We start from the raw sequence: 14,621 nt of genomic DNA on the forward strand, positions 1-14,621 counted from the left end.
TCATTCACGTGCAACATCACCTCAGTTCCCTGCCGCAACGGACGGTATAAGTCACCGACGCCATTTTACCCTGTGTATTGCTGAATATAAAAGGATAACCCTGCCTCATGCCAACCGCTGCGTAACCATAATTACGAGGCCCCGTTTCGGTAGAAGAGATAAAACTGCTGCCTGCAAAGCTACGTTCGTCTTGCGGCAGGGCAATAAGCATCAGAAGCAACTCCTGCTGCGCAGGCAGATACCAGTTGGTTTCGGATGCGTCGATAATGCCGTCACCGTTCAGGTCGCGGTTCTTCTCGTGGCAATACCGTCCGGCGGAGCTCTTGTATATCGGGTGATAAATGTCTGCGGCAGGGTCCGGATAATAATAGGGTCCGGTAACAGTACCGGTATAAGCGCCGATTTTAGTATTGCGTACCTCGCTTCCGTACATTTCCCGGTAAGAACCGGATGCCATTCCGAATCCGGTTGCCTCGTTATCCGTACGCTGCACATCCGTATACACCATATTTGCCGTCAGGAACTTGCCATTGCGGAATTTGTCCGGACTGTTGTAAACATAATCGTCGGAGAATCCCCATTGCATCGTGCTTATGTTCTGCAGCGATGGGTCGATTCCCGGATTCATCACCATGTTGAACTCCGGATACCTTTCCACGACCATTTTCCTTTTCACACTGCCCGGCGTTCCGTCCTCATTCAAAAGATTCAGCCCTGCACCCTTATGATTATCATCCGTATAAAAAGAGAGATAACCCGACTGATTGATAATGAAAATCCGTATTTCCGGTTTATCCGCATTTCCCCCATCCTTATAGAACGAGAAACGCACCCGTGCGGTACGGTTGCCGCCGTTCTGCAAAAATTCGTCGGCATAGACGTAGAAAGTCCGGTCGATTATGGACGACCCGGCAAACGGTATATCCGTAATCCGGTAGCACATGCGGTGGGTAGCATCGGTAAAGGGCAGGCTATCGTCATCGTCCTGATTTGAGGGAACGGCAGGCCAGCCGCTCTTGCCTTCAGCTTCCAGCTTTGCCCGGATGCTTTTGTGCGGAATATATTTGGGACGCACAAACTTGCTTTCGGGGTTGGCTGCCTGCTGCCACACATCGTCGGGCGATGCCTGCTTCACCTGGTGATACATCAGATTCAAGGGAGAGATTTTCAGCCAGTCGGCATCAAAACCCGATTCATTGCAGGTCCGTTCTTGCGAATCGAGTATCTCTACAACGGCCGTACCGTTTGCGGCGTGCATGCGCATGGGACGAAAATCGGGGTGCGCGTCCATGGTCAGGTTACTGCCGTAGTCTATGAGGAAATCGCCTACGGAAGAGTCTACATTCGTATCTACCTTGATATCGTCAACGCCACGCACTGTAATGTTAAAGGTGTAGTGATGGCCGCGACGAATGTTGTAATCGCTGTGGTTGTCTTCGCCCAAGTAGATATATGCCTTTACCCGCTTCACTTCGACATCGGTTGTGTGCATGGCAGTAATGACAACGGCGGTGGCGCGCCCGGGTTTGAACCATGCCTTGCCACGTGAGTCGGTATCGTCTTGCTTCATGCCCGGATATTGCTTGCCGGGGTCACCGGGCAATGCTTTGGCTATACGTCCGCCCCGGCGGTTCTCAAAGAGATAGAGTGTTTGGGAAACGGTCTTTGCCTGTTTGTCTTCCGTTTCGAAGGGGTAGTCTACGGCACTTGTCAGCCAGTATTCATCTTTGTCGTCGGCAGTGGTATCCGGGTTGGGATTAATGTCGGTATTGCCCTCAAAGAGGTAGCTGCGCACCGGAACATCCTGCACATCCCAGCCGATGATGGTTACTTCCTGCCCCGCGGGAGTTGCGTCGGTGACGGTGAGCGTGAGCTTTGCCGCCAGGTATTGAAGCTGTACGGGGGTTGTGATGGTATGGGTGCCCGGCTGCACGTCTACATGTTCCCGGATTGCCGTCATTACAAGAGGCTCGGTGGAGTTCAGACCGAAGTCCAAACCGGACGCCGTTACCATGAATTCACGGAGAGCGTCGTAAGAGGTAACGGCAGCCAGCCTACTGTCCATATCGTCCTTACTGTTTGCCACAAAGCAGAATGTATGGTTACTGCCCGACCACGTGTCTATCTGAAGAGACGAGAGCGATGGGCCATCGGGCTGTGCCGTGTATTTGCGGTTGGTCACGACCTCGCCGCTACCGTTGAATATCAGTACACGCAGGTTGTCCAGCCGATTCTCCACATCGGAAGGAACGGTGCGGGTGTCGGAACCGGAACCGAGTGCACCGCGTGTATTGCCTGTACTGCCGCCTGCACTGACAGCACCGGTCATATCGGGCAACAGCATTCTCAGGCTAACACACGCAGCGATGCCTTCTTCCACACGTGTGGTATCGAACTCATCGCGCATGCACCCGGACAGGAGCAGTGCACCGAAAAAATACAGGATTATTATCTTTTTCATATTGACTATTGTTTTCGTTTCTAATTATCAAGACATTACAGGTCTAAGGTGTGAAATAAACACTTTCAGTCGAGGTCGCGGATACAGCGATAAAAGGATAGAGTATATTTCGCGGTCGAACTCAATACATGGTCATAACCTTTTGCCCTCGTTTCCACTTTAGCACGATATGCTTGAGTTCCTACATTTCCAGTTTGATTCCTCAATTCTGTAGCAGACCAAAATTCACCTGCTTTAAAAAGTCCAAGCTGTTCCAGCTCCGGAGACAGTACACCTATTAACTGCAACTCCCTTTGGGTAGGAAGACGCCAACCGCCACCTGTATCCGTCTTATTTGCGCATGCAAGTATAGCATCGCTCCACGAAAGCTTGTCCGTGGATGCCTGCCCGACTTCAAACTTATAATATACCAAGCTATTACTTGCCACAGACGCTATATCATCGGCTGTGTTCGACCCTTTCAAATCGGATGTAGCGGTAGTAGTCCGTGCTTTTTTAGTTGTCACATGCGGTATTGCCGAAGAGTCTATAAAAACTTTCCCATTTTCACTCGCTATCTTCTGAGCATGACCGGTCGTTGCCGCCAGGCAGACAAATAATCCGAATAATATTTTCACTGACTTTCTCATCCCTATCGTAACTCCAATTCAATATAATTATTACACTATTTAGTTATGGTTTTCTCTAATTCTCTGAAACAGCGAACAAAAGCCTGACTATATTTATTATGATAAGCTATAACAGGTTCATCGTATGCAGTCATATAAACAGAACGAATCTGTGCAGTAGCATTATTAGACTCTGAAGAAGAGAGGTTAGCATTCCTATCCCCCATTGCTCCGGCAATGCCCCACATTATTAATTCATGTGCTGAAGGCAGATACCAATAGGTTTCAGAATCATCAATGATACCGTCTCCATTCAGGTCGCGATTCTTCTCGTGACAATACCGTGCAGCAGAGGTTCTATAAATCGGATGATAAATCTCCTTTTCTTCCGGATCAGGATAATAGTAAGGCGCTCCGCTATTGCTTCCCGTATAGGGTGGAATCGGATCTTTTGTATTAACATTCGACCCTTGGTCGGTATTGCTATTACCATACATCTCGCGATAAGAGTCTGTCCTCTTCCCGAATTCCGTCGGCTCATTACCATTACGGACTACATCATTATAAACGGCGTTTGCTGTCATATATTTACCATTACGGAAAAAATCCGGCTTGTTATACAAACGGGTCCTGGAGAATCCCCACCTCACCCCGCCTGTCCACTGTACACTGGATGGAATGCCCGGATTCATCATTATTCTATATTCTTGAAATCTCTCGATTACTGTTTTCCGCTTTACATTGCTCGGCGTCCCGTCTTCATTTAAAATATACAGTCCGGCATCCGGATGGCTGTCGTCCAGATAAAAAGAGATATATCCCCTTTGAGTAATATCAAAAATCATGACTCCCAACTTATCCGGAGCATCTCCGTCTTTATGATATGTGAAGCGTACCCGTGCATTACGGGTTCCGTCTCTTACAGGGAAGTCGTCAGCATAGACGTACAAGGTTTGCGGTGTAACCGTAACCTCGGTAAACGGTATGTCGGTAATCTTGTAACACATGCGGTGGGTGGCATCGGCAAAGGTCATTTCATCATCGTTATCCTTTCCAGCAGGGATGGCATTCCATCCGCCTTTACTTGCCAGCTTAGCTCTGACACTCTTGTGCGGAATATACTTAGGACGCACAAATTTGCTGTCGGGGTCTGCGTCCTGCTGCCATATATTGCCGGGTTGCTTCACTTGATGATACATCAAATTCAATGGAGAGATTTTGAGCCAGGTAGCGTCAAATCCCGACGGGTCGTCGTAAGTCCTGCCCTGCGAATCCAGGATTTCCATGGTTGCCGTTCCTTTGGGAGCCTGAATACGCATAGGGCGGAAATCCGGATGGGCATCCATTGTCAGATTATCACCATGATCCACCAAAAAATCGCCCACAAGAAAATCTACATTCGAATCTATCTTAATCTCATTGAGACCGTTCACCGTTACAGTAAAGGTATAATGATGCCCACGCCGAATATTGTAATCGCTGTGGTTGTCCTGACCTAAATAGATAAATGCCTTTATCTGTCTTGTTGCCAAATCTGCCTTGTGCATGGCTGTAACAACAATGGCAGTGGCACGCTTGGGTTTATACCACGCCTTGCCGCGGGAGTCTTTATCATTTAGCCCCATATTACTGTATTGTTCATCCGGATCGGCTGGCAGTGCTCTGGCTATACGCCCACCACGGCGGTTTTCAAAGACATAGAGCGTTTGGGTAGCAGTTCCTGCCTGCTTGTCTTCCTCCTCAAAAGGATAGTCCACTCCGGTTGTCAGCCAGTATTCGTCCTTATCGGCACCTGCTGTTTCCGGATTGGGATTGGCGTCTTTACTATCGTCGGGGAAAAGGTAGCTGCGTGTGGGAGCATCCTGCACATCCCAACCGATAATGGTTACTTCCTGAGTGTCGGGGGTATTGTCGACAAGAGTCAGTGTGACTTTTGCCGCCAGGAATTGAAGCTGTACGGGGTTGCTGATAGAGTTTGCTCCCTCTTGCACATTTACATTCTCCATAATTGCCGTCATTATGAGTGGAACATCGGTACTCTGACCAAGATTTAATTCGGTAGCCGTCACCAAAAGTCCTTTGAGGGCATTGTAAGAGGTAAGCGCCATTAACTGACTGTCCATACCGTCCTTGACGTTGGCTACAAAGCAGAGCGTATGGCCCTTACCGGAACGGGTGTCTATCAGCAAAGATGAAAGCGAAGCACCGGTTTGTGCCGTGTATCTATGTCTGGTCACTATTTTGCCCCCACCGTCGAATACCAGTACGAACAGGTTGTCCAGACGTTTTTCCACATCGGCAGATACTGCACGTGTGTCGGTGCCACCACCCATAACGGGCAATGTTATCTTCAGACTGATACGCGCCGCTGCGCCTTCCACCACACGCGTGGTATCGAACTCATCGCGTACACAACCCGAAACAAGTAATGCTCCAAGCAGATACAGTATTGCTATCTTTCTCATCTAAATCGACTTTTATTTTTAATTTTATCAGGTATTAAAATTCTTTCCATATCTCCAGCTTGCCCCAGTCGGTGACTTTGACGTCTACGCTTACAACTCCCCGGAAGTCTACCAGCACATTGAGCAGCCTGCCTTCCGCCACACGCAGGGGGTTACCGTTACTGTCGGCAATTACGGTGGTTTTCAGCACGTCGCGGTGGTAGATGTCTATCTTGATGTCCGCTTCGGTGGGGAATATATTGAAAGCAGAGGATACGAATTCGCCGTTGTCATTGAATGCCGCCTGGGGGCGGTAGTTTACTTCCGTGCCGTTGGGCTTGCCGTAGAAGTCGAGCTTGTCGGTGGTTTTGCGCACGATGTAGTGGTACTCGCCTTCGGTGCTGCCTACGTACTCTCTGAGGTAGCGTGCCGTAATGGCTACCCCGGAGACTTTGCGGCGCAGGGGGAGTTCCTTGGCAGAAGCGTCGGCATCGGGGGTTATATCTATAGTGCCGTAGAACAGGTCGTCGGGCGAGCCTGCCACGGGTAAGGTTGTCCGGGTTTGGATGAGCGACACGAATGCCGTCTCTAAGTGGTCGCCCTCTTTCAATGCGGGCATCGACTGGGCGCCTTGTTTGCCATTGCCCCACGCCACCAGCTTCAGGTTGTCGTGTCCGGGATAGTCCAGGAATACGATTTCCGACAGGAGAATGTTGCGGGTATCGAGCAATGCCTTATCGGCATCGAATATATAGAGTGTGATGTCTTTTATCGTTTCACTGCCGAGACTTCCACCGTCGGCATCAAAAGCCTTTACCTGCAAGGAAAATCCGGAAGTGCGGGGAGCAGGACAATCGCTAAGGTCGTCCTTGATGCAACTTGCAGACACAAATGCCATAAAGAACAAGATAGGCAGTATGTGCAGGCAATAATGGAATTTGTTATTCTGCATGGATTGTTTTTAGTTGATGGTTAGTATTGTTTTTAGTTATTGAATTTTATCAATGGCATGAGTGAAAAGAAAGGCGGGCACGGGAAACATACCCGCCTTTCGGTGCAGCTTTAAAGAATAAGATGAACGTCTGCAATCATATTAATTAAAATCCTTGCTTACGGTCTTGGCAAGCCATGTTGCTGCCGTAACAGTAACTGTTATTTGTGATTTAACCAACGGCTGCTCCGGATTGGTAGTACCACCGCCACCACCGGCACTTACATCACCGTTCAGGGTAAGGGTTACCGTGTATGCATTACCCGGTTCGATAGTGTTTCCGGCATCGGCTACGGTGAACTGAATCGGGTAGTAAATGGTTTCATCAGCGCCACCTACCGTTCTTTTAGACTGAATGGCAAGAATTGTCGGTTTGGACGTACCGTCGTTACCAAAGGTGTAGAAGTGATTGAATACATCTCCATTAGCGTTAGCTGTGAAAGCTGCGCCTACCGCATCTTTCAAAACTGCGGACTCCGTGGCAGCACCAGTTTGAAAATCCGGATAAGAGACATCGCCCGAATAGAAAGCAGTTTGAGCTGCCTTGTCAGCAGTTGTTCCAAAGAATTTTCCGCTTTTACCTGCATACAGCAATACAACGTTTTCGTCTGTAATCTCAATAGTGCCACCGGTGAGATTGGTACGGTTGTCCTTAACGATAAGTTCAATCTTGGCTGCAACGAAACCTAATTGTACAGTGACCGAACCGTCTGTACCGGAGAAAGTGATATCATCTGTACCGGACATCCAGAGGTTATTTTTCGTTTGGGTAGCCGCGTTACCGGATATCAAATCACCGGTAGCAGCCTTAAGGTCAGCTTCCGTTGTTACATTAGCAAAAGGACCGTTGGCAAGTACACCGGTATTGGCTATTACATAAGCCGTCTTAGCAGCAGTTGTACCGTTGGTTATCGTAGCCGCCGCATTGGAAGAACTGTAATACGCCGGACAGTCCAAAGCACCGCCGTCACGGAAAATGAATACGATGTAGTCGTTAATTACAACATCGGTTGTAGTACCGGCGCTACCTGCCGCTCTCGACTGCGCAACGTTATTACCTGCTCCCTCTACCTTGATAGTAAGAGTAGCCTTTTCGCCCGGAGCATTGCTGCCCAAATCGGCAATCTCCTCGTTGGAGCATGAAAACATAGTGAAGGCTGCAAGAGCCACTGCTAATAAATTAATCTTCTTCATTGTTGTTTTAAATAAATAGTTAATAAAATGATATTTAATCGTTTAGTTATAATTTGTGCTGTTTATTGGAATTGCTTTAGATTGCTCTCCGCCTCGGACACACCGGCGGCAGCAGCTTTTTGGAACAAGGCACGCGCTTTTTCGGTGTCGCCCGTCAGCATATAGCACACTCCACGAAGATTGTCCGCCTTGGGATGCGTATTTCCTTGAAGGACATGCAAGGCTTCGGAGTAGCGTTTCCCGTTGAGCAGGTCGATAGCGGTGTTCAGTCCTACAAGTTCGGGGTCGGGCTGTGCCTCAAAGAATACTTTGATATAACCCGCATTACGAAGTTTCGGGAAGAAATGCCGTTTCATATAGTTGTAGGGCCTGCCCTGATTCAACCTCATAAGCAGGCTCAGGCGGCCTACCTTCTTAGCTGCATCCCACACAGGAGTGGTATCTATGATATCCAATATCTGCTGCTTCTCGGGCATTTCGCTGTCTGCAACCAACCTGCGCAGGAAATCCCATGCCACACTGTGATTGCTCACTTCAAAGAAAGAAGCCGAAAGTAAAGTGCGGTTCGTAATGTAATCCGCCAATGCCTGCGCACGCTTACCTGCAATGCGATTGTTCAGGTCTAACGGACCGTCGGGCGAAGCCGAACCTACTACGAGTATCTTGGCTATGCGGGAATTGTCCGATTCGGCAATCTTATTCAGAACAGACAACAAATGATCCAACCTGCTGAGATTGTTTTCGTAATCGGGCTGTATAGCCCATTTGCCCACCGGGAAATAGACAATGAGCGTGGCCTCATCCTTGTAGCGGGCAATATCTTCTTTACTGCCTATACTACCTGTCCACGGCGCGAGGAAACCGTTTTCCTGCGCCAGCTTGTCGGCAACCGTTTCCGTCACGAGTTTCGCCTCGGGTATCACCGGCACAAACAGCTCGGCAGGAGTGGCAAGCGCCACATCTTCTGCCAAGAGCACGGGCGGCAGCATTTCTTCGCTGCAACACCCTTTGCTCTTTGCATCCAAACGCAGGGAAGCGCCATTCATCCATTCCCCGTAGGGAAGGACGAAGGTATAGGCAACCGCTTCTCCCGCCTTGTGGTATGCAGAGGCAGACTTCCACTTTTCTTCCACTCTTTTTTCTCTCCACTCAACAATCTGTGCCGTGCGGCTGCCGTACTCCAATGGCGGAAGCACAGCCTGCTGCCCGTCTTTCCCGTACAATAACGGGGTTACTCTCAAAATGTAATCCTTAGCCAATCTTTCTACCTTCAGCCTGAAGGATACGTGCACGCTGTCGCCGCTGCGGCTGATGTTCACATCATCTGCCTGCAACCGTGCCCGTTCCTTAGCCGATAAACCGACTGCCTGCATCAGCAGCAGTCCACATAATAGCACACAATATTTCATAATCTTCGCTTCTTGGTTCGTTACTTTATTATATAGATAAGGGAGATGCCTGCCTTGGTGGGACCCAAGTAGTTCTTGCTGCCGCTGCCCAGCTTGTCGCCGCAGGTCTTGCACTCGAAGCGGTCGTATCCGAAATGAATGTACCCCACTCCTAACGTGGCTTCCAGATTCCAGCGCTTGCCCAGCACCCAGTTGTATCCGTAGCCTATTCCGACTCCCGCCATCCAACCCTGGTAGCGCTTGCTGCCCAACCCGGATGATGAAGGGGTGATGCCGAAAGGAAGCATACCGCCGTAGTTGAACTCCCCGCCCAGCAGGTGTGCTCCGAAGAAGTGACCGGAGAAACCGCTGCACAGCCAATAGCGCGCTTCGGGCTGGAGCATCCAAAGCTTCATCTTCTTATTGTCCGAGAAGCTCCACGGGTTGTAGTTGGCAGACATTTCGAGCGTCCAACGGGGAGCTACCTCATACTCTACTCCGAGATTAATGGTAGAGGTGATGTCGTACAGCAAATTACTTTTCACTGCAAGACGCTGCGCCGAAGCCGTTCCGGATAGAAGCGAAACAAGTAGGGTAATCATGAAAATCGTAAAATTCTTTCGCATATTCTCTTTCGTTTTATTCGTAATCTTTTACCTGTTTATAGAGGTTAATTTTCCTTTTGCTGCTTTTAGAAATTTCATCTGTTTACATAACACAGATTATTAATTTGCATTTTATTAATAATCAAGTAATTAAAAAGGGAAAACCGTTTCAATGCTATCCGGCATGAACGATTTTCCTGAAACAAAAAGAAAAACGAGGATGTATCGGGACTTCGGTCTGATACCATTCTGTCCTTAAAATACACGCAGTAATGAAGAGTTTCCCCTTTAAACACCAACAAAAGAAACTCAACATGCCGTTGTAAATGACAAAATGACAATCAAGCCTTTGCTTCGATACATCCGTTTTTCTGAAACAAATAATGAAACATGGCGATAAAACAACGAAATTATTAACTTTAAATCGAGTACATAAAATGAAGCTGAACTACATTAAAGAACACACCTCATGCGTGAACTACAAGACCGAGGAAGACGCCGGTTTCGCACTGAAAGAAGCTGCTTCGGGAGAACATTTCGACAACCGGCAACAAAAGATTAAGGCCAACCACCTGATATTTATTTTGTCAGGCGAAGTCAGCATCACCAAAGACAGCAAGGAAGAAACAAGAGTCCGTGCGGGCGAATTCATCTTCATTCCCCTTTCATCCCATTACACGGGCACGGTTATCCAGCCGGGCACATACATCAGTCTGTCATTCTTTCACGATGCAATCTCATTGTGCGACAAGCACATGCTTAGCAGCTATTTAGATGAAGTCCAGAACACACCCCTATGCTTCGAACCGCTTTCCGTGCGTGCCCCTTTGGACACGTTCCTGCATCTGCTGGAGTCCTATCTCCAGGCGGGCGTCAACTGCAAGCACCTGCACGAACTCAAAGAGCGCGAGTTGTTCATCATCTTCCGCACAGCCTACACAAAGAGCGAAATAATCCAACTCCTCTACCCTATAATGGGAATTGAGATAGACTTCAAGGCAGCCGTTCTCAAACACAAAGACCGGGTGCGCAGCAAACAAGAGCTGGCAGAATTGTTGGGCATGAGCGGTTCCGAGCTTCACCGCAAGTTCACGCAAGAGTTTGGAGAAACCGTTCAATCCTGGCTTCAGAAACAAAAAAACAAGGAAATACTATCCCGACTCAATTACGATTTCATCTCTATAAAAGAGGTGGCATACGAGTTGGGCTTCACCTCCGCAGCCGGTTTCAACAAGTATTGCAAGAACAATTTCGGCTGCTCACCCAGCGAATTAAGGCAGGAAATTAAAAAAAGCAGCAAAAATAAACACTGATATTCAGCGTTTTGTAATTTTGGATAACAGATTGGTTAATTTGGATAACTGATTGATGGATTTGGATAACGCAATATCCAAAAATATCCTTTACCTTTGCAACATCAAAGAACAGGGACAAAGTATATATAGCGAAAGCAAGTAGAAAAGTTCGGTTTATTTGAGTCGTTTCTTAGGTTTTATCTGTGTTATGTAGACAGATGAATTTTTCACCTGCATTTTTAATACAATCCGATACGGCATCCGCCACGTTTTCATTGACCTTGTTCAGGGTATCGACCGCAAAGGAATTCAGGTAGATTTGGGTTGTCTTTTCGGACGTATGTCCCAGTCCCTCACTGATTAAGGATATCGGGATACCTTCATTCTTGGCTATGGTGGCCCACGAGTGCCGCGCCACATAAGTGGTGAGCGGAATGCCTATGTTGAGCAATGTGCCCAAGCGTTTGAGGTAACGGTTGACCGTGCCCAAAGAGTAGCGGTATTGCGTGTAGGCATCTCGCGGTGACTGCCCGTGGATATAAGGAAAAATGTACGGGCCGGATGTCCTGTATTTTTCAATAATCTCCTTCATGGCGGGCAGCAGTCCTATCTGCAACCGTTGCCCGGTTTTGCTGCGGGTGTAGAATATCGTATCGCGCACAATGCCATCGTGCTTGAGGCGGATTACATCGACGAAGGACATGCCCCGGCAGTAGAAACTGAACATGAACAGGTCGCGCGCCGCTTCCAACTGGGGATACCGCCGCAGGTCGGCCGAAGCGATGAGCGCTATCTCTTCCTTGCTCAACGCCCGTTTCACCGTTTCCTGCCTGCGCACGTTCAGCCCGGCAAAGGGATTTTCGCCACATACCCTGATGCCTTGCTTGCGTGCCTTATTGTACACCGCCCGGAAATTGCTGAGGTACATGTGGATGCTGTTCTCCGAAATGCCGCGCATGCGCAGGTAGTGTATATAGTCCGTGACGAACACATAATCGATGTCTTTGAAGTTGATTTTCCTCAAACTGCAAAAACGCAACAGCGAGTACAGCCCGCTTGTGTAGGAAGCGGCAGTGCTTTGCTTCCCCTCTTCGAGCAGGGTATCGATGTATTGCAGGATGAATTTATCCACACTCTGGTCGTACTGCTCCTTCCGGTGTTTCAGCATGAGGCGCTCCAGCGTAAAGCCGGGATCGGTTCTCTCCAGCAGACGGTAGTTCCTGACAAGGTCTTCTTTCTCGTTCCTGATAAGACGGTTGACGAGGCTCACTTCCCTACGGGTGAGGATACCCTCGGACGAATAAACCACCCGGTCGGCATCCCGCCGGTAATTCGACTCGTGGACCCGCCACCCCAAAGAGTATTCTTTCTTCTTACGGCAGTACAGCACGCGAATCGCAAGGGAGTAAACTCCCGCCGCGCTCGCTTTACAAGGATGTATGACAACACGAATACTCAACTTTTTCTTCTTGTTTTGTAAGTTCATTTACCAATTAAGCATTACTGCCTGCGTAAAAGTACACATTTTGCACCTAAACACAGAACTTGTTACTAAAATAATGAATAAAAAAATTGTTTTAGCAACAAATGAGAGGGGGGATTGTTTTAAATGCCAAGGAAGTATACAGCTTATTATTTTATTAAAGGACCCGATCTCTTTATTCTTATGATAAAAAACATGTTTGGAAAAGAAAATATCCGATAAACCCTTCTGCTAAAAAATATTCCCTATCTTTGCGACACTAAAAATGTGTTAAACATGGCGAATGCAGCTTTCAAATATCAGTCGGAAATAGATGTCTTAATCAATGAAGGAGCCAAACTTCCGCCTTTATCCGAACCCCAAAACAAAGATGCCTACAGATACGTTTTTAGAGAGATAAATCCCAATAACCACAAACCGGTATATATACAAAACCCGCAACGGATAATTTCAGATACGGACAAGAAAAGAATAAATACGTCAGGATATGCATTATCCTGTTTTGAACAAAAGGATAAAGCCATTCAAAAGTACAATGCACTAAAAGCCAATATGAGGAATATAGCCCGCACTATGGGAGATGCTTTATGCAACGGAACGCTAAACAAAGAAGACGGTTTAATTACGCAAGCCAATAATGAAAGCCATTTTGACTTATACGAATATTGCGAATGTGATTTATCCGATAAATTTAAGATTATAAAAATACTAATATGAAGACAATAAACGGTTTCAGTATCAATTTTGATTTCAGTAAACTTATTAAAGTTGCTGACTTGATTTACTATGATGGGCCTTTATTGTCTCATTACGTAAGCAACAAGGGAGAAAACTACTTATTCTACTGGGTGGATGTAGATAATGAATATAACAGGTGGGTCGTTATCAGAACCGATATTTTTTCAATACAACAGTATTTAGAAAAGAAAAGTACGCTACATTCCATAATAACACAACCTAATGACGGATTTGTATACACCGTAGATATTGATGATAAGATACATTATCATAACATTAAACTTGTGCCGATTGCCAACTTGCCAGAAGAATACACTCCAACGGAAAATTCTTACTATGCCTTTGAAATCGAAGACAATATTGATTTAGCTGCTATTTCCCAGAAATACTCTTCCGGAATATTAGAAATACATATCAGCGGGAAAGATGTGAAATACGGCAGCATCCCCTTGAACAAGTTTGCTCCGATAATACCCAAAATAGAGGATATCAGAAAGTCGATGTCGTCCAAGTTTATTAAAAGAGTAAAACACTCAAATACCTATTTAGAGAGAAATGCCAAGCAAAATATAGACAGAGAATTACGTTTAGATACACAATATGAATATATGTACTCGCTTGCCGGCTCTATCAGAATCATATTGAAACCGATTAATCAGCAAACATCTTTCAGTACGACATATTCTGATGATTTCGCACAAGATTTAATACAATTATTCAAAGCAGGATATGATAAGAAGAGCATCCTGGACTTTTCCGGATTATACGACAAAAATATTCTGAAAAAGTACAATGACTTTGTTTCTTTCTTAAACGAAGAAAGTCTGGCAGTAGGAATCAAATGGTACAATGCCAACTCTAAGACTTCATACAAACAGGATATCAGCACCCATGATACAAAAAAAATATTAGCTAACCTATCCGATTTTGAATTTGATAATAAGGAAGAAATCAGACTGTGCGGCAGATTCTATTCAATCAATATCAGAACAGGAAACTATGCCTTTGAATCGGCCGAAGGAGATGATTTTAAATCTATCGGTTTTTTGGATGAAACAAGGCGACAAATGGCTTATAATATTGCATTTAATAAAACGTATCAGGTCGTTATAGAAAGAAAGACAATAGAACCTATCGGGGGAAAAGAAAAAATAAAAGATATTCTTATCTCATTTGTTGAAGCGGAAAGCGAGAAACCTATAACAAAGAATTCCCTCTCTTAAATATAAGGAGAAAGAATTCTTCACAGCATTCTCTGCATAAAGGGGGCTGTCGCACAAAAAAAGCGGCAGGCTCTTTTTATTTATATCCCCCGGTAAAAATGCAGAATAAAAGCCCCCCATGTGACAAACTGAAAATTCATGCGACAGATAGGGAAAATATCAACCTAATTATTTATCTTTGTTAGCTTGAA

The 14,621-nt window shown here is 46.6% G+C and carries 11 protein-coding genes; 3 read left to right on the plus strand and 8 right to left on the minus strand.

What is annotated here, in order from left to right:
- Positions 1 to 16: 16 nt before the first annotated feature.
- From NQ565_RS15495 to NQ565_RS15525, 7 genes are all read right to left on the minus strand, one after another.
- Positions 17 to 2,461, minus strand: a complete 2,445-nt coding sequence (locus NQ565_RS15495; RefSeq protein ID WP_005656821.1) for a DUF4906 domain-containing protein — start codon at positions 2,459 to 2,461, stop codon at positions 17 to 19.
- A 65-nt stretch (positions 2,462 to 2,526) separates the two neighbouring features.
- Complete coding sequence (locus NQ565_RS15500; RefSeq protein WP_231292992.1) at positions 2,527 to 3,078, minus strand: DUF1566 domain-containing protein; 552 nt, start codon at positions 3,076 to 3,078, stop codon at positions 2,527 to 2,529.
- Between the two features lie 47 nt (positions 3,079 to 3,125).
- The gene (locus NQ565_RS15505) at positions 3,126 to 5,534 is read right to left on the minus strand and encodes a DUF4906 domain-containing protein (RefSeq protein ID WP_005656824.1); all 2,409 of its coding nucleotides are present in this window, start codon (positions 5,532 to 5,534) and stop codon (positions 3,126 to 3,128) included.
- A 34-nt stretch (positions 5,535 to 5,568) separates the two neighbouring features.
- The gene (locus tag NQ565_RS15510) at positions 5,569 to 6,465 is read right to left on the minus strand and encodes a FimB/Mfa2 family fimbrial subunit (RefSeq protein ID WP_005656826.1); all 897 of its coding nucleotides are present in this window, start codon (positions 6,463 to 6,465) and stop codon (positions 5,569 to 5,571) included.
- A 141-nt stretch (positions 6,466 to 6,606) separates the two neighbouring features.
- On the minus strand, positions 6,607 to 7,698 hold the full coding sequence (locus tag NQ565_RS15515; protein WP_005656828.1) for a fimbrial protein: 1,092 nt from the start codon (positions 7,696 to 7,698) through the stop codon (positions 6,607 to 6,609).
- A gap of 62 nt (positions 7,699 to 7,760) precedes the next feature.
- Positions 7,761 to 9,107, minus strand: a complete 1,347-nt coding sequence (locus NQ565_RS15520; RefSeq protein WP_081448474.1) for an OmpA family protein — start codon at positions 9,105 to 9,107, stop codon at positions 7,761 to 7,763.
- A gap of 20 nt (positions 9,108 to 9,127) precedes the next feature.
- On the minus strand, positions 9,128 to 9,712 hold the full coding sequence (locus tag NQ565_RS15525) for a DUF3575 domain-containing protein (protein WP_005656831.1): 585 nt from the start codon (positions 9,710 to 9,712) through the stop codon (positions 9,128 to 9,130).
- A gap of 416 nt (positions 9,713 to 10,128) precedes the next feature.
- On the opposite strand from NQ565_RS15525, the gene NQ565_RS15530 reads away from it, so the two are divergent.
- Complete coding sequence (locus NQ565_RS15530) at positions 10,129 to 11,004, plus strand: AraC family transcriptional regulator (protein WP_040316143.1); 876 nt, start codon at positions 10,129 to 10,131, stop codon at positions 11,002 to 11,004.
- Positions 11,005 to 11,176: 172 nt separating this feature from the next.
- Here the strand turns inward: NQ565_RS15530 and NQ565_RS15535 are convergent, their stop codons facing one another.
- Positions 11,177 to 12,472 carry a tyrosine-type recombinase/integrase gene (locus NQ565_RS15535; protein ID WP_040316146.1) on the minus strand — a complete coding sequence of 432 codons (1,296 nt, stop codon included), beginning with the start codon at positions 12,470 to 12,472 and terminating at the stop codon, positions 11,177 to 11,179.
- Between the two features lie 273 nt (positions 12,473 to 12,745).
- On the opposite strand from NQ565_RS15535, the gene NQ565_RS15540 reads away from it, so the two are divergent.
- Positions 12,746 to 13,186 carry a hypothetical protein gene (locus NQ565_RS15540; RefSeq protein ID WP_005656845.1) on the plus strand — a complete coding sequence of 147 codons (441 nt, stop codon included), beginning with the start codon at positions 12,746 to 12,748 and terminating at the stop codon, positions 13,184 to 13,186.
- The gene (locus NQ565_RS15545; RefSeq protein ID WP_005656847.1) at positions 13,183 to 14,430 is read left to right on the plus strand and encodes a DUF6575 domain-containing protein; all 1,248 of its coding nucleotides are present in this window, start codon (positions 13,183 to 13,185) and stop codon (positions 14,428 to 14,430) included. The genes NQ565_RS15540 and NQ565_RS15545 overlap by 4 nt, the downstream gene beginning before the upstream one ends.
- Positions 14,431 to 14,621 lie beyond the last annotated feature (191 nt).

Source organism: Bacteroides stercoris ATCC 43183 (assembly GCF_025147325.1).
Classification (GTDB): Bacteria; Bacteroidota; Bacteroidia; order Bacteroidales; family Bacteroidaceae; genus Bacteroides; species Bacteroides stercoris.